Annotated in this window: 16 protein-coding genes; 7 read left to right on the forward strand and 9 right to left on the reverse strand. The window is 44.8% G+C overall.

The window, feature by feature from the left end; genetic code table 11:
* The first annotated feature begins 331 nt into the window (after positions 1 to 331).
* Positions 332 to 1,393: a Fe(3+) ABC transporter substrate-binding protein gene (locus PN466_RS21035; RefSeq protein WP_271943589.1), complete on the forward strand. Its 1,062-nt coding sequence runs from the start codon at positions 332 to 334 to the stop codon at positions 1,391 to 1,393.
* A 113-nt stretch (positions 1,394 to 1,506) separates the two neighbouring features.
* On the opposite strand, the gene PN466_RS21040 is transcribed toward PN466_RS21035, so the two are convergent.
* Positions 1,507 to 4,089: a PEP/pyruvate-binding domain-containing protein gene (locus tag PN466_RS21040; protein WP_271943512.1), complete on the reverse strand. Its 2,583-nt coding sequence runs from the start codon at positions 4,087 to 4,089 to the stop codon at positions 1,507 to 1,509.
* A 464-nt stretch (positions 4,090 to 4,553) separates the two neighbouring features.
* Positions 4,554 to 5,627 (reverse strand): glycosyltransferase family 4 protein, encoded by a 1,074-nt coding sequence (locus PN466_RS21045; protein WP_271943515.1) that lies wholly within the window; start codon positions 5,625 to 5,627, stop codon positions 4,554 to 4,556.
* 442 nt (positions 5,628 to 6,069) lie between these two features.
* On the opposite strand from PN466_RS21045, the gene PN466_RS26075 reads away from it, so the two are divergent.
* Positions 6,070 to 7,044 (forward strand): NAD(P)H-dependent oxidoreductase, encoded by a 975-nt coding sequence (locus PN466_RS26075; RefSeq protein WP_271943518.1) that lies wholly within the window; start codon positions 6,070 to 6,072, stop codon positions 7,042 to 7,044.
* Positions 7,044 to 7,493 carry a hypothetical protein gene (locus PN466_RS21055; RefSeq protein ID WP_271943521.1) on the forward strand — a complete coding sequence of 150 codons (450 nt, stop codon included), beginning with the start codon at positions 7,044 to 7,046 and terminating at the stop codon, positions 7,491 to 7,493. The genes PN466_RS26075 and PN466_RS21055 overlap by 1 nt, the downstream gene beginning before the upstream one ends.
* Here the strand turns inward: PN466_RS21055 and PN466_RS21060 are convergent.
* Together PN466_RS21060 and panB are read right to left on the reverse strand one after the other, a co-directional pair.
* Positions 7,481 to 8,353 carry a glycosyltransferase gene (locus tag PN466_RS21060; protein WP_271943523.1) on the reverse strand — a complete coding sequence of 291 codons (873 nt, stop codon included), beginning with the start codon at positions 8,351 to 8,353 and terminating at the stop codon, positions 7,481 to 7,483. The two genes, PN466_RS21055 and PN466_RS21060, sit on opposite strands and share 13 nt — an antisense overlap.
* Before the next feature lie 107 nt (positions 8,354 to 8,460).
* The gene (gene panB / locus PN466_RS21065) at positions 8,461 to 9,234 is read right to left on the reverse strand and encodes a 3-methyl-2-oxobutanoate hydroxymethyltransferase (RefSeq protein ID WP_271943526.1); all 774 of its coding nucleotides are present in this window, start codon (positions 9,232 to 9,234) and stop codon (positions 8,461 to 8,463) included.
* Positions 9,235 to 9,543: 309 nt separating this feature from the next.
* Between panB and PN466_RS21070 the strand changes: the two genes are divergently transcribed.
* From PN466_RS21070 to PN466_RS21080, 3 genes are all read left to right on the forward strand, one after another.
* Positions 9,544 to 10,350 carry a DUF928 domain-containing protein gene (locus tag PN466_RS21070; RefSeq protein WP_271943528.1) on the forward strand — a complete coding sequence of 269 codons (807 nt, stop codon included), beginning with the start codon at positions 9,544 to 9,546 and terminating at the stop codon, positions 10,348 to 10,350.
* A 465-nt stretch (positions 10,351 to 10,815) separates the two neighbouring features.
* The gene (locus PN466_RS21075) at positions 10,816 to 11,865 is read left to right on the forward strand and encodes a YheT family hydrolase (protein WP_271943531.1); all 1,050 of its coding nucleotides are present in this window, start codon (positions 10,816 to 10,818) and stop codon (positions 11,863 to 11,865) included.
* An 81-nt stretch (positions 11,866 to 11,946) separates the two neighbouring features.
* A complete protein-coding gene (locus PN466_RS21080) occupies positions 11,947 to 13,608 on the forward strand; it encodes a tetratricopeptide repeat protein (protein ID WP_271943534.1) in 1,662 nt (553 codons plus the stop codon).
* A gap of 69 nt (positions 13,609 to 13,677) precedes the next feature.
* Here the strand turns inward: PN466_RS21080 and PN466_RS21085 are convergent, their stop codons facing one another.
* From PN466_RS21085 to petP, 4 genes are all read right to left on the reverse strand, one after another.
* Entirely contained in the window at positions 13,678 to 15,132 is a 1,455-nt protein-coding gene (locus PN466_RS21085) for a sensor histidine kinase (protein ID WP_449314330.1), read from the reverse strand.
* Between the two features lie 186 nt (positions 15,133 to 15,318).
* Positions 15,319 to 16,347: a chlorophyll synthase ChlG gene (chlG, locus tag PN466_RS21090; RefSeq protein ID WP_271943540.1), complete on the reverse strand. Its 1,029-nt coding sequence runs from the start codon at positions 16,345 to 16,347 to the stop codon at positions 15,319 to 15,321.
* 38 nt (positions 16,348 to 16,385) lie between these two features.
* Positions 16,386 to 17,555 carry a Get3/ArsA fold putative tail anchor-mediating ATPase NosAFP gene (locus tag PN466_RS21095; protein WP_271943543.1) on the reverse strand — a complete coding sequence of 390 codons (1,170 nt, stop codon included), beginning with the start codon at positions 17,553 to 17,555 and terminating at the stop codon, positions 16,386 to 16,388.
* Positions 17,556 to 17,664: 109 nt separating this feature from the next.
* Entirely contained in the window at positions 17,665 to 17,862 is a 198-nt protein-coding gene (gene petP / locus PN466_RS21100) for a cytochrome b6f subunit PetP (protein ID WP_271943546.1), read from the reverse strand.
* Positions 17,863 to 18,031: 169 nt separating this feature from the next.
* Between petP and PN466_RS21105 the strand changes: the two genes are divergently transcribed.
* Positions 18,032 to 18,622, forward strand: a complete 591-nt coding sequence (locus PN466_RS21105) for a Uma2 family endonuclease (protein ID WP_271943549.1) — start codon at positions 18,032 to 18,034, stop codon at positions 18,620 to 18,622.
* Between the two features lie 96 nt (positions 18,623 to 18,718).
* Here PN466_RS21105 and PN466_RS21110 read toward each other — a convergent pair whose 3' ends face one another.
* Positions 18,719 to 20,017, reverse strand: a complete 1,299-nt coding sequence (locus PN466_RS21110; RefSeq protein ID WP_271943552.1) for an NAD(P)/FAD-dependent oxidoreductase — start codon at positions 20,015 to 20,017, stop codon at positions 18,719 to 18,721.
* Positions 20,018 to 20,175 lie beyond the last annotated feature (158 nt).

Below are 20,175 nucleotides of genomic sequence, written 5' to 3' on the forward strand. Positions count from 1 at the left end.
GCGATCGCTCTGATATTAAATGAGCGATCGCACGGCTGGGAATCAGTTATTGCAAGAGTTCTGCAATAAACTCGAAGGTATTTCCAAGCTACTTATTGATAATTCTTCTGGATTAGTTGAGATTATCTAGTCCCAGAGATTAAGATAAGATTCTGATTAAATCTAAGTTGACAAAAAAACTCAGATCGTGTATTAGGTTCTCTGTCTAGGTTGGCACTGAATCTTTACAAAAGTTAAAATAAAAATTAATTAGGAATTCCTCTCATTAGTTGTACAATGTCTTATAAATTAATTTTTAGTAACTTTTCCTAAAGGAAACGACAGGATGACCATGAGATTGAATCGACGACACTTTATTCTCGCAGCAGGAACAGGGATCGTAGCGGTTGCCGGTAAAAAGTTAATCAGCACAGGGCCGGCGATCGCCCAACGAACCAGCTTAAACCTCTATTCCTCTCGTCACTACGACACCGATGATGAACTTTACGAGAGCTTTTCGCGCGCGACGGGAGTTAAAGTGAACCTGATTGAAGGTAAGGCAGAACAACTCATCGAACGGGTTAAAAGTGAAGGGGCTAATACCAGAGCCGATGTTTTATTAACCGTTGATGGGGGTAACCTGTGGCGAGCCAAACAAGATGGTATCCTACAGTCAGTGAACTCTTCGACCCTGAATCAGAAAATCCCCAATAATCTCAGAGATCCCCAAGGCTATTGGTTTGCCTTCTCGAAGCGGGCCAGGGTGATTATGTATAATAAGAATAAGGTGAGTAAATCCCAACTCTCTACTTATGAGGATTTAGCTGATTCAAAATGGAAAGGGAAAATTTTAATTAGAAGTTCGAGCAATATTTACAACCAATCCCTGGTCGGTTCCTTATTAGCAGCTCATAATGAAAATCAGATCCTCGCTTGGTCCAGAGGTATGGTTTCTAACTTTGCCCGATCGCCAGAAGGCAACGATACCGCCCAAATTAAAGCTTGTGCTGCGGGAGTTGGTGATATTGCGATCGCCAATAGTTACTATCTGGCTCGTTTAGGTAAATCGAGGGCACGGGAAGATCAACAAGTCTTTAATACGATAGGCCTCTTCTTCCCCAACCAAACTGGGCCTAATGGTCGGGGTACTCATGTCAATATCAGTGGTGGTGGTGTTGTAAAACACGCCAAAAATCAACAAGCCGCGATCGAATTTTTAGAACATCTCGCAGAGCGTCAAGCTCAACAGTTTTTCGCAGAAGGAAATAACGAGTATCCTGTGGTTGCTGGTGTTCCCCTTGATTCCGTACTGCAAGGGTTTGGTAGCTTTAAAGCCGATCCTCTCAACCCCGATGTCTTCGGTAAGAATAATGCAGAAGCCTTAAAATTAATGGATCGAGCTGGTTGGAAATAGTGATATAGCTTGATCGCTTAGGTGCTAAGGCTTCAAGCTGTACTCGATAGAAAAGAGAATCGCGATAAGAATTAAGTAAGGTGCGTTCATAACGCACCTTACTTAATTAATCTCTAAGAAGAAGGATGAATGCGCTCCACCCTTCCGGTACTGCCATCCATTTTCACCCAATCTCCATCCTTCAAAAAACGGGTAACTCCGGGAATCGAAACAATGGCAGGAATGCCCATTTCTCTGGCAACAATGGCAGAATGGGAGAGTAAACTACCCCGTTCGACTAACACTCCAGATGCAGCCGGGAATAACATGATCCAACCGGGATCTGTACGTTCGGCAACCAGAATTCTACCGGGTTCTAGGATGGCATTTTCTGGATTCGTGATTACCGTGACTTGCGCTTCGACAATGCCAGGACAACAGCCTAAGCCTTGTAGGGTAGAGTCGGAGTTATCGGAGGGTGGAACAGAAGCGCGGTTTTCCTGGAAACGGTTGCCTTGATAGACAATGCCACGAGTTTCAAAGCGATCGCCAATGTCAGAATTCTGCTGATATTCTGCAAACTCTGACTTCCTCAATTTTATCAAACCTGGCAAATTTGTACAAGTATTCGTCCCTTCCACAAATCCTAAAATCTCGTTGACCTCCAGATAAAAGATATCGCGATAATCCTGGAGAAGATCGAGAGCAATGAACCGCTTACCCAGTTCGACAAAAATGCGGCGCACATGGCCAAATAAGCGAGTTCGTTCAAAGCGGAGATTTTCGCGATCGCGCACACGCTCCCTGGCATTATACAACACCCAATCAAACAGCCAGCGTTTTACGCCAAAGTGTCCCAAAGTTTGACTAACTTTCGCCTCTGCTGCTTGGCGTAAGTCCCCCGAAACCGAAGCCGAATCTTGGAATTGCCCGGATTTTGCCAGTTGACCCACCGAGCGCAAAAGGGGTAGAGGATTATCGAATAGGGTGGGACTTTCCAGTTTCAGCTCTCCCAAACAGCGATCGCCAAATTTGTGCAAATACGCTTCATAGTTTTGCTCTACCTCTGAGGTATTTTTCAAATGGGACAAGATCTCACCCAATTCCCCCTCACAGAAAACTTGAGTCAGTTCCTCATCTTTAGCCACTAAACGCGCTAATTCTTTCACCCGTATTGCTGGTTCTGCGCTAATCATGCCCCCTTCACCGCTAATTAAATCATTTTGCAATGTCCCCGTACTCTCGTTGCACCAAGATTGAGCCAAATTTTGCAAAATGCCATAGAAAATCATTGCAAAAAAGTCATTAATCAAGGGTGCATCCCAACTGCGTAATAACTGCCGTTCTAAATCCCGGTAATGAGCCACTAATTCATCGGCACGTAAATCCTGGAGTTCCAATCCCTTAAATTTCTGCCCTAACCCTTGTGCCAATCGCTGATAGAATCGCTGGATCTTAGACTGTAATAAGATAAAGTTGAGCCCTAATCCGGCAACTGTTTGCAATAAGCGCAGGCTATCCATGATCTGTACCGAGAGCGCTGTTTTTTGACTCGCTTGAATGCCAATCGACTCTAAAATTTCATCTGAAATGGGTTCTTTTACCCCCATCATCTGCTCCATGAATCGGCGATTGACTTGAAACCCAGGCAACAGAGATAAAACCTTGTACCAACTCAGGAGATTATAGTAAACGCGCCCTTGCACCAATCCAATCATGCGATTAAAAGTTTGGGAATTATTTTCCACAACTGTTTTATCCACACTCATTAACAGACAAAATTGCCGGTACACTTCCTCATAAGCGCGACGAGCAAAGGAAAAGGTTAAGGGGGTGGTAACTCCGCTATAGCTTTCGGAGATATTGCTATTGTCCCAAAGATTCAATTGACCATCGGGATCGGGGAGTTTAGCTAATCCGGTAATGGGTCGCGCTTGCAGTAAATAGACTCGATTATTTTCCACCGCCCATTCTATATCCTGGGGACGACCAAAATGCGCTCCGACTTGATGGACTAAGTCAGTAATTTGCTCGATCATTTCTACATCTAACAAGGGATGCTCTTCAGGAGCCGAAATGACGGTTGTTTGGCGATTGATGCGATAGGTTTGCCCATCGACTTCCCCCGAAACCAAAGCATCCCCAACTCCTGAAACCGCGCTAATCACCGTAAGCCCTCGTTGACCCGTGACGGGATCGGCTCCAAAGGCGACTCCGGCAACCTCGGCATTCACCATGCGCTGAACGAGGACGGCTGGGGGTTTGGGGTTACCCAGGTGATGTTGCTGGCGGTAGGCTAAGAGGCGATCGCTAAATCCAGAGCGCCAAACCTCCACTACCCGGTCAGCTACCTCCTCCACAGGCACAAATAGGAAGCTCTCCAATTGTCCCGCAAAGGAATAGTCTGCTCCATCTTCATCGACAGCAGAAGAGCGCACAGCTACCAGTTCTCGATTGGGGGATAAGATTTTTAGGGCTTGTTCTAATTCTGCTTTTACCTTACAATTTAAATGCAATACTGCAATACTTTCAGAAATAGTACCTTTTGCCAAATCTTCCTGTTGTTCCTCAGTTAAACACTCGTAAAATACACTTGGTGACACTACAAACCACTCAGGAATCGGCAAATTGAGAGCTTGCAATTGGGCTAGGGCAGCGCCTTTCCCCCCTAATTCTTGAGAATGGATCGTGTTTTGAGCAGTAAGAATATAAGTCATAGGATTTGAGGAAATAGGGAATCAAAATTAACGATTACCAATGCAATCGCATGATTGAAAAGCTGGTATATAGCTGCAAATAATAGGAATTAATTGAGATGTCTATTGGTGAACAATTCATGAAAAATTCTAGTCCTCTCAATTCTCAAATCCATTCAATACATTTTCCCAAGCTTCTAACTCAAAAATAGTTTCAGTTTTCCTCTATCCTATCTGGGAATTTCCGGTTCAGCAAGCCAGTAACTAAAGTGCGTGCTTGAGTAATCTGACCTTCTTCACTGCCTTCTTCTAGCACTTTTTCGGTGGTATTTTGTTGAAAAGATCAACTGAAAGCTGGCGATCGTATAACCATAACCCCAAGTTAGAGGGCTAATTGCCCAAAAATCGCTGAATTTTTTCGCCATCTTAAATACTCAAAGCCAACCGTAGTCTTAGATTCAAGCCTTTTGTCACCCCCTGAACTTCTAAAGATAGGCTTTCAACACTTCACAAGTAGCCTGTCCAGTACGAGACCAGCTAAATTGTGCTGCTCTTTTGAGACTCGCTTGACTCAGATCTTCTCGTGCTTGAGAATCGTGAATTAGGGTTTCCATGGCAGCAGTCATTTCTGGCACCTGATAGGGATCGACTAAAATTGCCGCATCTGCCGTAATTTCAGGAAGGGATGAGCAGTTAGAGGTAATGACTGGAATTCCACAAGCCATGGCTTCGAGGACGGGTAAACCAAAGCCTTCCCAGAGACTGGGAAAAATGAGGGCGATCGCCTGATTCATCAGTATAGGAAGTTGTTCTGATGACACATAGTCAAGGAATTTCACGTGCTTCGTTACTCCGAGTTCGTTTATTTGAGCGATTAAACTGGGGGTGTAGCGGCGATCGCTTGGTCCCACTAACCACAACTCGTATTCTTGATCGTGGGGTAGCTTTGCAAATGCCTCAATCACCCGATGCAGATTTTTATAATTCGCATGACGACCAACATAGAGAAAATAATTAGAAAGAGGTAAATTTAAGGGCTGAAACTGATCGCGATCGTAACCGAGTAAAATAGGAGTGATGCGAGCGGCTTTGATGGCAAAGTAATCCACAATATCATTGGCCGTTGCCTGGGAATTACAGATAATATGAGTCGCTTGATTGAGAACTTGTGGTAGATAATACTGGCAATATAGAGTAAGGGGCGATCGCCTTTCCGGAAACCGCAAGGGAATCAGATCGTGAACCATGACCACAAAGCGACACCCCTGATATAACGGCGCTTCGGGTAGAGGAGAAAAGAGTAAATTCCCTTGCAACTGGCGATAAAGTTTAGGTAACCTAAATTGAGTCCAGAATAACCGTTTAAGATGACCTTTAGCTCCCTGTTCTGGCGTTTGTCCTCCTGGAATTGGATAATGGGAATAGCCCTCTAACTTCCGGGCACTTAACAGGGTTGGATTCAACTCTCTCAGATAGGGTAAAATATTCAGAGTATAGGTGCTAATTCCCGTCGGTTTGTTCATTAGCACAGCTAAGTTAATTAAAAGACGATCGATCATTAGAAAAACTGACTATAAATATAGTGAAATCATACAACAAATAATACAGGTAAATCAAAGTCAATCATTATGCCTGAATTTCAACACCAGCCAATACTTCATAGGATGAATAATATAGTTCTGGTCGATGGAGATATGTTTTTTTCCAAAATGCAAACCCTTACCATTCCAAGAGGGAATTAAATCGCTAGCACTACCTGCATTGGGTTGTGGATTAGGAAAACTTCAATGGTCACAGGTTGGCCCTTTGATGTGCCGTTATTTATCCGATATTGGCATTCAAGTGGTGATTTATTTACCTCGCGAACAGAAAATTGATCCGAAATTCTTAACTCCTGACTTTTTACTTAATCATTAAATTATAATAAATATCAGATAAGGTAAAATGTTCTGGGAGGCTAAATTAAATTAAAAGACAATCATTTATATAGGACTATATCTCATGGATATTCTCATTGTTCACGCTCATCATGAACCTCAAAGCTTTTCCTCTGCACTGTACCGACAGGCAGAAACCACTCTCAAGGCATTGGGCCATACGGTAGAAACTTCTGATTTGTATCAAATGGGATTCGATCCTGTCTCCGATCGCCGCAATTTTACCTCAGTCCACGACCCAGAGTATCTCAAGCAGCAGCTCGAAGAGCGACATGCGAGCGAAGTGAATGGCTTTGCCTCCGATATTGAGGCAGAAATGCAGAAACTAGAACGTTGCGATGCACTGATTTTTAACTTTCCCCTCTGGTGGTTTGGAATGCCTGCGATCCTTAAAGGTTGGTGCGATCGCGTTTTAGCTATGGGGCGAATTTATGGCGGGCCGAAACTATACGAAAATGGTGTAGGTCAATCTACTAAACGGGGTTTAGCGATCGTGACTACTGGGGGTGGCCAGACCGCTTATGATGGTTGGGGATTAAATCCAGGAATGGATATCGTTCTGGCTCCTATCCAGCATGGTATTTTCTGGTTTAATGGCTTTTTGCCTCTCGAACCCTTCATCGTTTGGTCTCCAGTCCGCATCAGTCAAGAAGAGCGAGTGGCTTACTTGGAACAGCTTGATGAGAAACTCCAATCCTTGTTTGACGAACAACCTCTACAGTTAGCGAAAATGGAAGATTTTCCCAACTGGGGACATGATACCCAAAAACGCTTTATGGTAGTCGGAAGTCGCAAACGGGAAATAGATGAGAAATATATGACGTTGGTTTCTGCGGAACTGGAGATGGTTGCCCGGTGGCGCAAGGAAGGCAAGATACTTAATTTTACAATTGCTAACCCGAAATCTCCCAATTGGCGAGGGTTTGTGACCATGCGAGGGCGCGATCGCCAGGAAATCGAAACTCTTTTAAGCCAATTGCCTCTGATTGACTATCTGACCTTTGAAATTACTGAACTCATGTATTTACCTGGATTCTGATGTCTTTCTTATACAAGCATACTCAAATTGGGACAATTATTCTTGTTCTCTTGGCGGCTCTTTTGCCCCTGGTGTTTTTCTATCTCTCTAAAGGCTTTTTAGGGGTGGGAGCGAGTGTTTTGATCGGGATTTTAGTACTTACCATTTTGTTGAGTACATTAACCGTGACCATTACCGCAGAACGGATCAAATGTTCGTTTGGAGTGGGTTTAATTCATAAAAGCTTCCCCTTGTCCAGTATCACGAATACAGTGATTGTCAAAAACCCTTGGTATTATGGATGGGGAATTCGCCTGACTCCTAGGGGATGGATGTTTAATATATCGGGGTTAGATGCGGTGGAAATTGAGTTGAATTCTCAGTCCTATTTTCGCATTGGCACGGATGAACCACAAGCTTTAAAATCAGCGATTGATGAAGCCATTGAAGTTCATCGTCAACTCGGATGAGAAACTCTGGATTGCAAAAATTGCTGTAAGCCTTGCCAACGTCCTTGGTAGTTATCGGGATTTTGCTTAATCCAATTGAGGATAATTTTTAGGCTCAGATAACCCAAGTTTAAGAGCAAGGCTAGAGGGGTTCCATGTTGCTGTAAGAAATAGAGTTTGCTAAAGGTGGCGTGATGAAGTTTCGCTTTAAGGTTGCGATCGCTAGTTGCAGACACTTGATGGGTGACTAAGATCGTCTGAGTGACGGCAATAAAATATCCTTGTTTGAAATAGCGCTCGCATAGATCGTTGTCTTCATAGTAGAGAAAATAATGGGTATCGAATTGGGGACAAGATTCAAATTGGGCTAAATTGAGAATCAGGCTACATCCGGATACCCAGCGAGAGGGAATAATTTTAGCAGGCGGGTTTTCTAAGGAGGCAATGGGACGTTGATGGGGGAGCGATCCGAGCCATCGATTAAATTGTCCTTGGGTAAACCAGGAATTTCCTTGGCTGTCTTGAATTTGAGTCCCTAAAATGGCTAAGTGAGGATGTTCTGCAAAGCAGGTGTGAATGTAGGGAATGGCAGCATCAACTAAGGTAGTATCCGGATTGATTAACCAAACAATGCTGTGAGGATCGCGCTCATAAATCCAGTTTAATCCTAAATTACAACCCCCTCCAAAGCCTAAGTTTTCAGGTGCACTCAGCAGGGTTAAGTTGGGATAGATTGGGGTTAGGGGTTGAAGAGTTAGATCGTCTGGAGAATTATTGACGATCAGGATATGCAGGTTCGCTAAATCTGGTGCTGGAATGGACTTAAGGAGTAATTGAATTAAGTCTGTAGAGTAATAATTAATGATTAACAGGTATAGCATTTTGAATTGATTGGTGCATCAACAAGATTTTGCCCTCTCCCTATATCCCTCTCTCCCCATCCCCCTATCCCCCTATCACAGCGCGAAGCGCTATATTGCATAGGGAATTAGGGAAACTGGCGATCGCGCACCTCCTGACTAAAGGTTTTCACTGCATCGGTAATCGTCTCGTGGAGATTAGCATAGACTTTTGCAAAAGGGGGTTGCCAACTGGAGAGTCCCAAAACGTCGCTTGTGACTAACACTTGGCCATCACAATGGGGTCCTGCACCAATACCAATAGTGGGGATAGGAAGGGTTTTGGTGATTTTTTGGGCTAGATCGTGGGTGATATTTTCCAGGATAATGGTAAAGGCTCCGGCTTCCGAAAGAGCGATCGCCTCGTGTAAAATGCGATCGCCTTCTACTTGTGCCTTCCCCTGTCTGCGATAACCCTGTCGATGCACGGACTGAGGCGTTACTCCCACATGACCGACGACCGGAATACCGCTTAAACTTAAACGATGGACAATCTCGATCATTTCCGGATAGCCCCCCTCTAGTTTCACTGCCCCCGCTTGGGTTTCCTTCAATACTCGACCCGCCGATCTTAAAGCCTGAATGGGGCCTTCTTGATAACTCATAAAGGGGAGATCGCACACTACCAACGCTTCTTTCACCCCTCGACAGACCGCTTGGGTATGATGAATCATCTGATCCAAGGTTACCGGTAGGGTTGTGGGATGACCTAACGCTACCATGGCCAAAGAATCTCCGACTAAAATCAGATCGACCCCAGCCTTATCCAGCAGTTGAGCAAACGGATAATCCCAGGCTGTGAGCATCACCAGAGGATGACCTTGACGCTTGCGTTTCACTAATTGGCTGGTTGCGATCCCCATTTGCCATTACCCTTATGTCACAATTAAAGAAATGAATCCTGGGCTAGTTTATGGAGTTTCCCCAGAAGCCCTTCTTATTTTAGAAGTTTTTGTCCCTCCTGGGAAAAACGGTTGGCTTTATTGTCTTCCAATTCTAAAAAAATTCTTAATTTTCTGGGAAAGTCATGTAACTCTCCGGGGAAGTGTGTAGTTACCTATAAAAGACCTTTCCGTACTGTCACGTAGCTGTCACGGGATACGTGATGGCATCAGGGTTAGTAGGGTCGATACACTTCAGTGGTGTTTCTTTTGCTTGGTGGAAATCTACCTATGTTTGACTTCCTTCCTTTATCCTTAAGTTTATGCCGACGGTGTATGGCGATCGCCACGATTACCTCTCTAGTTGGTTTATCCTTAAATTGGGATCTATCTGTGGCGATCGCTCAAACCTCTTCAGAAAGCGAACAAATTGTCTATGTTCCCCAATTGCAAGACTGGGAAGACCCACCCCCGGGTCTCCCTAGTCGCCGTGAAAGCGCCGGAAGTCGTACAGGCTGCACGATGAAAGCCGAGACCGGTGGAGAATACCAAGCCTTAAGCTCAATTATGCCCAGACATAGCTTTGGGTTGACAACCCAAGCTTATCCTACCCTTTATTTCTATGTTCCTCCCAATCAATCAGAGGTTGTAGAGTTTGCTTTGGAGGACGAAACGGGTAATGAAGTTTATAAAGTAGGGTTGAGTCTGAAACAACAGTCTGGATTAGTCGCTGTTAATCTTGCTGACTTACCGAATGCACCAAGCTTAGAGGTCAACCAGGTTTATGTTGGCTATTTTCAATTGAACTGCAATGGACAATGGTTAGATCATGTGGCAACGGGAATCAAACGCATTCCGTTAGAGCCAATGCACCAAGAACAATTAACACAAGGGGCGATCGCCGATCAAATTAGATTTTATATCCAAAATGGAATATGGTATGACCTCCTACAAACCCTGATCGAAGCTTATCCGCATCACCCAAATATTCCTCTGAATTTAAATACCCTATTTTCCACTCAGGCAATTGAACTTGAACATCTACTACCCGTGATTAACCCTTCCCAGCCCATTATCCTCATATCCATTAAAAATTAAAAAGAAGTCAAGGAATATAGTGCAAAGCGCTAGGGAATAGGGAGTGGGATTATGCCTCGACACGAGAATAGCACGGGAGTAGGTCACGCCCTGTAACTTTAGTTCGGGGCGCAAAAGCGACACTATCCGCTTTAGCTGCCGTAAAACCGTGTTACAATTGACAGGTGAGTAAAGGTAAACGCCTACGTGATGAGGCACTTCTAGTAGTGGAGAAATCCCACCAACCGAAAGCACATATTGAACTGTGGCTCCGAGTTGGAAGTAATGGCAGAATGCTGAACGTACCGAACTGGCTGAGTGGTCGTACCTGAGAAAGCAATCAAAAGGTGAAAAGTAGCGGGAACCATCGAGATTAATCTGATGGAACTCAGTAGGGGCGCTTTGACAACGCCTTTAAGAATCGGATTTTGGGCTACTTAAGAATCTGTGCGTCTTTAGATCACAGAGTGTCAAAATTGATCGACAATGATTGAATATCAACCTCCCTTCTACTTCAACGATGGTTTAATCCAAACCGTGGTTGTAGACTACTGGTATGGAAAAACATGGAAAAAATGGGGCGATCGCGCTTCTTGGTTAAGCCATCTCCCCCAAGTTCCTTGGCAAGAACAGATTTTCACAGGTGCTGAAGGCGTTCCCTTTTGGGGAATATGGAGTTGTCCCACCGATGCTCAAGGGACAATCATCTTCAATACGGGAATCGATGGCATTGTTAAGAATGAGTGGTACGCTCATTTATTCGCTCGCAAAGCTTATCAGCGTAATTTTGCCATTCTTCTCTACGATTGGCGAGGTCACGGAAAAACTGCCCAACTTTCCCCCGTCCCCTCCTCCTACGGTTGGCGAGAAGGACAAGACCAAGTTCATCTGGCAGAACAACTGACAAAACTCGGTTGTCCTACTCCAGTAATTCTCACCGGTGCATCGATGGGGGGACAATTAGCGTTATGGGGATTAAATGCAGCCATCGAAACCCGTTGTTCTCTCATCTGCGGCGGAGCGACTCTCTCTACAAATCTCGAATCTAACCTTTCTCTAGCCCATTTACGAACCACGTTCATGGGTCGAAAAATTGAGCAGCGTTTTGTGCGAAAATTTTGCGCCGAAGCCGAAAAACGGCGAGAACTCTTTCCCCAGATGTTAAAACCGGGTGCTGTGGAACGGATGACTTCAGTTGATCGGTGCGATCGCGAAATGGTCATCGACTACTACGGTTTTAACAGCATCGAAGACTATTATTACCAAACCAGCGCCCTGTACTTTTTGGATCGCTTAACCCTTCCCTACTTAATTATTTATGCCGAAGACGATCCCCTATTCGATCCGCAAATCATCCCGCAGATGAAAGAGCGCATGGCTCAAAATTCCCATGCTCATTTGATTCTGACAAAAAAAGGCGGTCATATCAGTCACATTAACAAACCCAACCATTCAGAAGATCGATTTTGGGGGATGAATCGATTACTAGAGTTTTGCGAAGTGCTACTTGAGAGCTATTCTTCGTCGATATTCTGATTAACTATGAAAAGGCTCCCACCCTTTGGATGTTAGTCAAGTGGCGAGATTACCTCATATCCTTCATAACTGTTCATTCTAATGTCTACCGAAGAATTACTAAAACAAGGCTTTACCTATCACCAACAGGGACAATATGCCCAAGCAGAGGAGGTTTATGGGCATATTGTGCGGCAGGAACCAGAAAATACAAATGTGCTGTGTTTATTGGGAATGGTGGCGCGGGGACAGGGAAAGTTAGAGGAGGCGATCGCCCATTACGAAAGCGCGATCGCCCTTAAACCCGACTTTATTGAGGCGCGGTTTAACTTAGGTAACGCTCTGAGTGCAAGTGAACGCACAGAAGAGGCGATCGCCTGTTATCAGCGCCTCTTAGAGCTACAACCGAATCATGCGGGGGCTTACAGTAATCTTGGTTTACTCTACCATCAGCAAAATCAGATTGCAGAAGCGAAACAGGCTTTGCAACAGGCGATCGCGATCGATCCCAATCAGGTAGAAAGTTTCTATAATCTGGGTAATCTGTACAAAGCTGAACAAGAGTGCGATCGCGCCATTGCCTATTACCAGCAAGCCTTAAATCTGAATCCTAACTTTCCTCAAGCGCTGCTGAACCTGGGAAATACGCTACAACAGCAAGAAAAGGGGACAGGAATTAACGTTAAGCGTTGTCAAGAGGCGATCGCCTCTTATCAGCGTGCCATCGAAGTTAATCCCAACTACACCGAAGCTTATTATACCCTCGGCCATGCCCTCATCCAACAGGGTCATATCGCCGAAGCCATCCTTGCCTATCAGAAGGGCTTAAAAATCGACCCCGAAGAACCCAAAGCCCATACCGGACTGGCGTTTGCCTTGCTCAGTCTCGGTTTTCTCGAACAAGGGTTTAGTGAATATGAATGGCGCTGGAAAACTGAAGAATTCACCGCAGGCAACCTGACTCAACCCTCTTGGAATGGTGAACCTCTAGGTGGTAAAACCCTGATGCTCTATAGCGAACAAGGCTTAGGGGATATGATACAAATGATCCGTTATCTCCCTTGGGTAAAAGAACAGGGAGCCAAGATTATCCTCGAATGTCGCCAACCTCTGAAGCGTCTGTTTGCCACCTTGCCCCACGTTGAGCAAATTGTTACCAGGGAAGAGACATTACCCACCTTTAATGAACATGCTTCCTTAATGAGTTTACCTCACTTAAGCAAAACATCCTTAAACACCATTCCTGCCCCGCTGCCCTTTGCTTTACCCGATCTTCCCGAAAATTTGATCCTCCCGGAAAGCACAGCTAAATTGAAAGTGGGGTTAGCATGGCAAGGCAATATAGAACATCCTAATAATTATCTGCGATCGTGTTCATTTTCTGACGTATTGCCCCTGTTTAATTGCGACAATGTATGCTTTTATAGCCTCCAAAAAGACCTCTCTGAAGGCGATCGCCAGCAACTACAGCAAACCCCTATCCAAGTCTTTAACCCAGACTGTGATGACTTTCTCGATACCGCCCATATTATCCGGCAACTGGATCTAGTGATTACGGTAGATACGGCGATCGCTCACTTATCCGCAACATTAGGCAAGCCTACATGGATACTTTTACACTTTAGCTGTGATTGGCGGTGGATGTTCCTGCGGGTTGACAGTCCCTGGTATCCTACCGTTCGCTTATTCCGCCAGACTCAACCTGGAGATTGGTTCACTGTCATGGTTCAAGTACAACAAGCCCTAGTATCACTTCAAAATTAAACTTGTAGAGTACCTTTATTAATTGACCATAGAGTAAAAATAGATCTCACGCAAGCGGAAACTGCTGTATCAAGCAGCAAAAGAAAGTGGCAAATTAATCTTAAAACAAGTACCCATCCCTGGATTTGATGTACACTCGAACTCTCCGTGATGTTCTTGAACAATAATTTGATAGGCAGTAGTCAAACCCAATCCAGTTCCCTGACCAATGGGTTTAGTACTAAAAAAAGGATCGAAAATCTTACTCCTGATCTCATCAGGAATTCCCAAACCATTATCCTGAATCAGAATAACCACTCTATCGTGAGAATCACTCTTTGTTTCTATCTGAATTTCTCCTATAAAATTCGGCTCAAATTTCTGCCGTTCAACCACGGCATCAATGGCATTTTCTAATATATTCACCAGAGCTTGATTGATCTGTCCTGGATAGCATTCCACTGGCGAAATTTCGTCGAACTTCTGAATCACTTGAATCATCCCTGTTCCAAACAAGGGCAATAAAGAATTGGAAAGTAAACTCAGGGTATTCTTTATAGCTTTATTTAAGTCAATCAATTTACAACCCTGTTCATCTAAACGGGAAAAATCACTCAAAGATAACACGATTCTTCTAATTCGATCTGCCCCTGTTTTCATCGAGTCGAGTAGCTGGACAAAATCTTCTTGGATAAACTCTAAATCGAGCGATTCGATTTGATTGGCAATTACAGGAACAGGTTCAGGATAATGTAACTGGTATAGTTTAATTAAATTGAGCAAATCATGAACGTATTGAAAGCTAGACTCAATATTACTATAGATAAACGTAATGGGATTATTAATTTCGTGGGCTATCCCCCCAACCATTTTACCTAAAGCGGCCATTTTTTCAGATTGCACCAGTTGAGATTGGGTATTTTTCAATTGTCCTAACATTTGCTGTAAATTGTCTGCTTTTTCCCGTTCTTTTTTCTCGGAATCCCGCAAGGCAGATTCTATCCGGGTACGAGCTTCAATTTCTGCTGCTAGATTCTGATTAATCTGGTTCAGTTCTTGGATACGTTCTTGAACTCGCTGTTCTAAATTTCCGTTAGCAATTCTGAGTTCATGTTCAGCTTGTTGACGCAGCTCTATTTCTTCTTGCAATTGGTGATTTATAAGGGCTAGTTCTTCGGGCGTTCTGAGCGATAAAAACTGAGGAATTAAAGTCACCATGGCAGCAGCCGTATAACAAGAAACTAAGGCAGTAGCCGCTTGCTCAATACCAGAGATCCAGTAATTGGGATACCACAGGGTCCAAACCTCAAGTAAATGACCGATTCCACAAAGAATCATAAAAGTACTAAATAGAATAAATATATTTAAGAATGGAACATCTTGACGTTTATATACTGAGTAAACAAGAATTATGGCAATAGACAAGTAAGCTAAAGTAATTAGAGCATCACTGGTAACATGAAGACTCACTAGGGGAGTTTGCCACAGATAACAGTTACCATGAGGCATATAAGCTAAATTGGAAGAAAAAAGAGAGGCGATCATAGTCTGTTGGTTCGTACAACTTCAAACCTCAAATAGACATCTTACAGGATTGCGATCGCCAGTAATGTATCCCCAAAAACACATATACAGATATAAGTTTTACTCCTTTAGGGTGAGCAGGAGAATAAGTTGTATTCTGCAATTTCTACTGTTAGACTCTGCCCACCCTACAATGTCGTTGTTGACTTAAATACCGGCGTGACCTAAAGCCATGGCAGTAACTAGCATTCCTAGAACGAGGAAAGGTTGGGCGCTGGCTTGGTATTTGACATCATTTTCCAGAGGATTTCGGAGGAAATACATATCTTGGAATGTGATTTGGGGAATCACAAATAGGAGCAGAATGGTGGCATAGAAATTTTCGTGAATGCTGATGAGATATGCTGCAACTCCAGCTTGGAAGATATCAATCATCAGTACACAAATCCAGGCTGCTGTACCAATTCCGAACATGACGGGCAGGGATTTTAATCCCAGTTTTTTGTCCCCTTCTACGCTCTTAAAGTCGTTGACGATCGCAATCCCCAACCCCGAAAGGCTGTAAAATAGGGTCAAGATGGCGATCGTCCAATTCATTTGCCCAAATAGGGCATGACCTGCCCACCAGGGAAAGGCGATATAACTGGCACCGAGGGCATAATTACCGAGCCAACCATTTTGCTTGAGTTTCAGGGGGGGCGCAGAATAGATATAAGAAATATAGCTGCCAAAAACAGCGATCGCTGTAATCACCTTGACTTCATGACCCGCCCAAACATCCAAACCATAGGCCAAGAATATCCCGGCAAATAATAAGATCCAAATCTGAGCTTCTACCTGGTCTGTGGAAATGGCTCCAGAGGGAATGGGTCGATAGGGTTCATTAATGGCATCAATTTCCGCATCATAATAATCATTCATGGTTTGGGTATAGCCCACCATCAATGGCCCTGACAGCAGCATACAAGCCGCCGCCATCAACACATTCTCTACTGTCCAAGTAAAGCCTCCCGAAGAGACCGCCCCACAGAGAACCCCCCAAATCAGAGGAATCCAAGTAATCGGTTTCATCAACTGGAGGCGAATTTTCCAAATGTTCGTTTCTTTCGTTTCTGCGCCCTTCATCCCCAGCATTTGCCGAGTTTGGGCACTGGCGCTAGGGGGACTACTGCTGGTGCTACTGCGTCGCCGTCGTCGGGAAGATGTAGATTGAGATGCCGTTTCGTCGTTACTCATAGCCTGGTTCTCCTCAAATTGGGGGGTTACAATTCCTCTTAAAATGAAATGTTCAGATAGCGGTCTTGGAACTTTGCGCCTTTTACGGGTTTACCACTTAATGCCGGAGGGAGCAAAATATTGCGCCGTTGGTCGCCAGCTTCAATGGTAATTTCTGGCCCGTATTGGGTGAGTTTGACCTGTTTCTTATCAAATCCAGGCAAAAATAAACTGACACTCTTTTGAGCCACATCAAGCGTGATGGGTTTCGGGGCACGGGTTGCTTCAGTAAAGTCCGGTAGCGCCTTTTGCAGCACTTGCCAATTTCTACTTTTCTCAAAGGGTACAATGCTAATACTCAATGGCTCAAATTGAGCCGTAGCGGTGCTAACATCGATCGCCTCATGATCGAAGGTATCGTACAATTCTTGAAAGCTATTGGCGGCTTCGGCTGCCTGGGTATCGTGAATGACGGACTTATTCAAAATCACTCCTCCCACCGTGACTCCCACTTGCTGGGCACTCCCCCACAAATCCATGGCCTTCGCTAGTGCTGTTTTATCCCCTGTGGTCACTAAATAGGCTGCCACTCGATTGGGATTTGTAATGGCTGCTTTGCCTGCATCCAGGGTTGAATTGGCTTCTTGAGTCGGAGCAGCAAAATTATCCTTAGACAGGTCTACATTCAAAACGGCGCTACTAATGGGCCCCAGAAACGGCGATAGGGCTTGGCCCACGTCTGAGTTTACAATCACATCCCGGAACCGACGGATATACCAACTCATGATTTCCGGTGTTCCCAACATTCTCAGGGTTTCGCGATCGCCATCTCCATCATATACAATCACATCATAGTTTCCGCTTTGGTCATAATCCCGCAGAGCATACAAAGCCAACGCCCCATCCATTCCCGGTAATAACCCCAACTCTTGACCAAAAACTTCCTTAAAAAACGGCTTTTGTAAATACTGCGCTTCCAGTTGCTTCACATCTTCCCAACTGCGCTCTAATAAGGCAGCGCTTCGGAGATTAACCGCCTCCAGATTCGATTCAATGACCCCAGGAGTCCCTTCTTCCACCTGGCCCAACATCAATCCAATCACTGAAGGCGGTTCAGACAGGGCTAACAGCACCCGCTTCCCCGTACTAGCCATATGTTTAGCCGTGGCAATGGCCAAGGTTGTTTTACCCGTGCCACCCTTACCCAAAAATGTCAGAATCAGAGCCATGTCTGTTAATTATTCACAATCACGCTGTTGTCCCAGTTTAGCGCTTTCATGGGTTCTCAGTGACCAAGGGCCAAACCAATGGTCACTGTTGGTTATGAATTAAAGGGTCTTATTGTGCTACTAGCTCTTCTTCAAAGAACCAAGTTGAAAATTGACCGCTAAACTCAACCACAAAACCGACACCCGATCCATCGACCATTTTATAGCCGGTGATTGTCCCTACAGGGTTCTGCTTGATTTTGTCTACCAGATTAGCAGGGATGCGATCGATTAAACCTTTTACTTTTACCTTCTGACCAATATCCATTTATTCCATCTATACTATTCATGTTCTCCAATTCCACAGTGTATAGCAATGGGGGATCGTTAGCTGCATCTTTATTCGGACTTGGCTCTAGCTGGATTACCGAGAAATGGTATAAAATCAAAGCCATAGCTTCCGCCTCCAGTTCAGAATTCCCAGGTCTCTTTCCCCCATGCCATTATCCGAAAAGCTCATCAGCTTAGATTTACGCTTGTTGACCGTTGCAGAGTACCACCAGATGGTTACAGCCGGTATTTTGCAACCGGATGAAAAATTAGAGCTGATTGCTGGACAAATTATCCGTCAAATGTCACCCCAAAGAAGGTCCCATGCTGCGGCCATTCGCCGAGCCGATCGCCTGTTGAGTCAACGTTTGGGGGAACAGGTTATGATCCAAAAACAACTTCCTGTGATTCTGAATAACTGGTCTGAACCAGAACCGGATCTTGCGGTGGTCAAACTCGATCCCCTTGACTATGAGGAAGATCATCCGAAGGTGGAGGATGTGTACTGGATTATTGAGGTGGCCGATAGTACCCTGAGAAGGGATTTAGAGGTGAAGGCGTTTGAATATGGGCGATCGCAGATTCAAGAGTGTTGGGTGTTAAATCTCAATCATCGTCAGTTGTATGTCTATCGAGAACCCGGAAAGGCTGGATATCAGCAGCAGAGTATTCTTGGAGAAGAGAAAGATGTCTCTCCTGTCCAGTTTCCAGGCTGTCGGATTCAGGTGAAGGAATTGTTACGTTCACAAAACCCCTAGATTGAGTTTGACTATGCTCCACAGACTGTATATCAATCATTTCAGATGTCTAGAAAATTTTGAATTATTGAGTGGTTGACGATTTATAATGACACCTCAGGATGTTGTTGTTAATGAAGTATAAGTATAGGGTTTAGCGATGTTCACTTGGAATAAGATCCGCAGTCCTAACCGTTCAAACCAGGGCATTCCTAAACCCCATCTCATTTTCACCATAAAGTAGTATTCCAGTAGTTCTTTACCCCAAACCACCCAACGACCTTTGAGAGCATAGGAATTTTGAGGCTCTTCTAAACTGGGATCGGGCAGTACCGGAATCGCCACATAGACAATGCCGGTCTCTCCATATTCCGCTAAACAGACGGATTCTAGGGTCGGACGCTGGAAGGGGGCAGAAACCGCTCCACTAGCTACGGCAATATTGTGAGCAACAGCAACAGCCATCGCTTCCGTCATGGCTCCACTTTTGGGTAAACCAATGGGAATGGGCGTTTTATCGGGTTGGTCGAGAGCCACTGCCACTCCTAGGGCATAAATAGAGGGAAAATCCCGATGGCGATAGGTGGGATTTACGGGAATAAAGCCTTTGGCGTTCGCAACGTCTGGCAGTTGTTGCAGGAATTTAGCTCCTCGGAAGGACGGTAAAATCATGGAGTAGCTAAAGGGGAGTTGTTGACCGGTTTTGAGGGTAATTTTGTCTGGGGTAATGGCTGTAATTTCGGCATTGGTAAAGGTTTCTATCCCTCGTTCTTTGAGGAGTTCGCTGGTGTATTCTTTGGCATTTTTGACATCACTTACGCCTAAGTGGCCGATGTAGGGTTCTGGGGTAACGTAGGTGAGGGTGACTCGATCTCGTAATCCTCGACGGCGTAATTCTGAATCTGCCATCAGTAGAAATTCGTAGGCAGGGCCAAAACAACCGGCTCCAGGGGCTGCTCCAACGACTAGGGGGCCAGGATTTTCCAGGTATTTTACCCAGGCTTCCCGCGCATGGATGGCGTGATCTGGGGTACAAACGGATTGGGTATAACCGCCATGGGGGCCGAGTCCAGGGATTGCGTCAAAAGCAAAGGAGGCTCCGGTGGCGATCGCTACATAGTCATAGTTGACAGTTTCTCCCTCTTCTACGGTAATGGTTTGGGTATGGGGGTTGAGAGCGGTGACTTTGTGGTTAATCCATTCAATTCCCAAACGTTTGAGGTGGGGTTCGAGATCGATTTGAATCGATTCTAACGAGGCCATACCTAGGGTGACTCGAATTAATCCAGGGATAAAGGTGAAATGGGAGTGATCGCTAATGAGGATGAGGCGATCGCTCTTAGGCAGTAAGCTGCGTAATTCATGTACTGCTGGAAGTCCACCTAAACCTGCCCCAATTACTACAACGTTTGTCATCGTTTTTTCTCCAAAGCTTGCCTATCTACTGAACTGTGCCCCCCCAACAAGAGGCGAGTTAATAAAAATCTGATATTAATATAACTATATGGTGATCTTATGAAAAATGCAAGGTTTCCTAATCATTACCCTGTAGTTTCAGTCTGTAGGAGTGGAAG

Origin of the sequence: Roseofilum reptotaenium CS-1145, assembly GCF_028330985.1 — a bacterium.
GTDB classification, from domain to species: domain Bacteria; phylum Cyanobacteriota; class Cyanobacteriia; order Cyanobacteriales; family Desertifilaceae; genus Roseofilum; species Roseofilum reptotaenium.

What these genes read in the sequence shown, in the direction of transcription:
- PN466_RS21075 (WP_271943531.1), top strand. Translation starts at nt 10,816, where the DNA reads ATGATTGAATATCAACCTCCCTTCTACTTCAACGATGGTTTAATCCAA.
- petP (WP_271943546.1), bottom strand. Translation starts at nt 17,862, where the DNA reads ATGGATATTGGTCAGAAGGTAAAAGTAAAAGGTTTAATCGATCGCATC.
- PN466_RS21060 (WP_271943523.1), bottom strand. Translation starts at nt 8,353, where the DNA reads ATGCTATACCTGTTAATCATTAATTATTACTCTACAGACTTAATTCAA.
- PN466_RS21080 (WP_271943534.1), top strand. Translation starts at nt 11,947, where the DNA reads ATGTCTACCGAAGAATTACTAAAACAAGGCTTTACCTATCACCAACAG.
- PN466_RS21035 (WP_271943589.1), top strand. Translation starts at nt 332, where the DNA reads ATGAGATTGAATCGACGACACTTTATTCTCGCAGCAGGAACAGGGATC.
- PN466_RS21085 (WP_449314330.1), bottom strand. Translation starts at nt 15,132, where the DNA reads ATGATCGCCTCTCTTTTTTCTTCCAATTTAGCTTATATGCCTCATGGT.
- PN466_RS21055 (WP_271943521.1), top strand. Translation starts at nt 7,044, where the DNA reads ATGTCTTTCTTATACAAGCATACTCAAATTGGGACAATTATTCTTGTT.
- PN466_RS21095 (WP_271943543.1), bottom strand. Translation starts at nt 17,555, where the DNA reads ATGGCTCTGATTCTGACATTTTTGGGTAAGGGTGGCACGGGTAAAACA.
- chlG (WP_271943540.1), bottom strand. Translation starts at nt 16,347, where the DNA reads ATGAGTAACGACGAAACGGCATCTCAATCTACATCTTCCCGACGACGG.
- PN466_RS21105 (WP_271943549.1), top strand. Translation starts at nt 18,032, where the DNA reads ATGCCATTATCCGAAAAGCTCATCAGCTTAGATTTACGCTTGTTGACC.
- PN466_RS26075 (WP_271943518.1), top strand. Translation starts at nt 6,070, where the DNA reads ATGGATATTCTCATTGTTCACGCTCATCATGAACCTCAAAGCTTTTCC.
- PN466_RS21070 (WP_271943528.1), top strand. Translation starts at nt 9,544, where the DNA reads ATGTTTGACTTCCTTCCTTTATCCTTAAGTTTATGCCGACGGTGTATG.
- PN466_RS21110 (WP_271943552.1), bottom strand. Translation starts at nt 20,017, where the DNA reads ATGACAAACGTTGTAGTAATTGGGGCAGGTTTAGGTGGACTTCCAGCA.
- PN466_RS21040 (WP_271943512.1), bottom strand. Translation starts at nt 4,089, where the DNA reads ATGACTTATATTCTTACTGCTCAAAACACGATCCATTCTCAAGAATTA.
- PN466_RS21045 (WP_271943515.1), bottom strand. Translation starts at nt 5,627, where the DNA reads ATGATCGATCGTCTTTTAATTAACTTAGCTGTGCTAATGAACAAACCG.
- panB (WP_271943526.1), bottom strand. Translation starts at nt 9,234, where the DNA reads ATGGGGATCGCAACCAGCCAATTAGTGAAACGCAAGCGTCAAGGTCAT.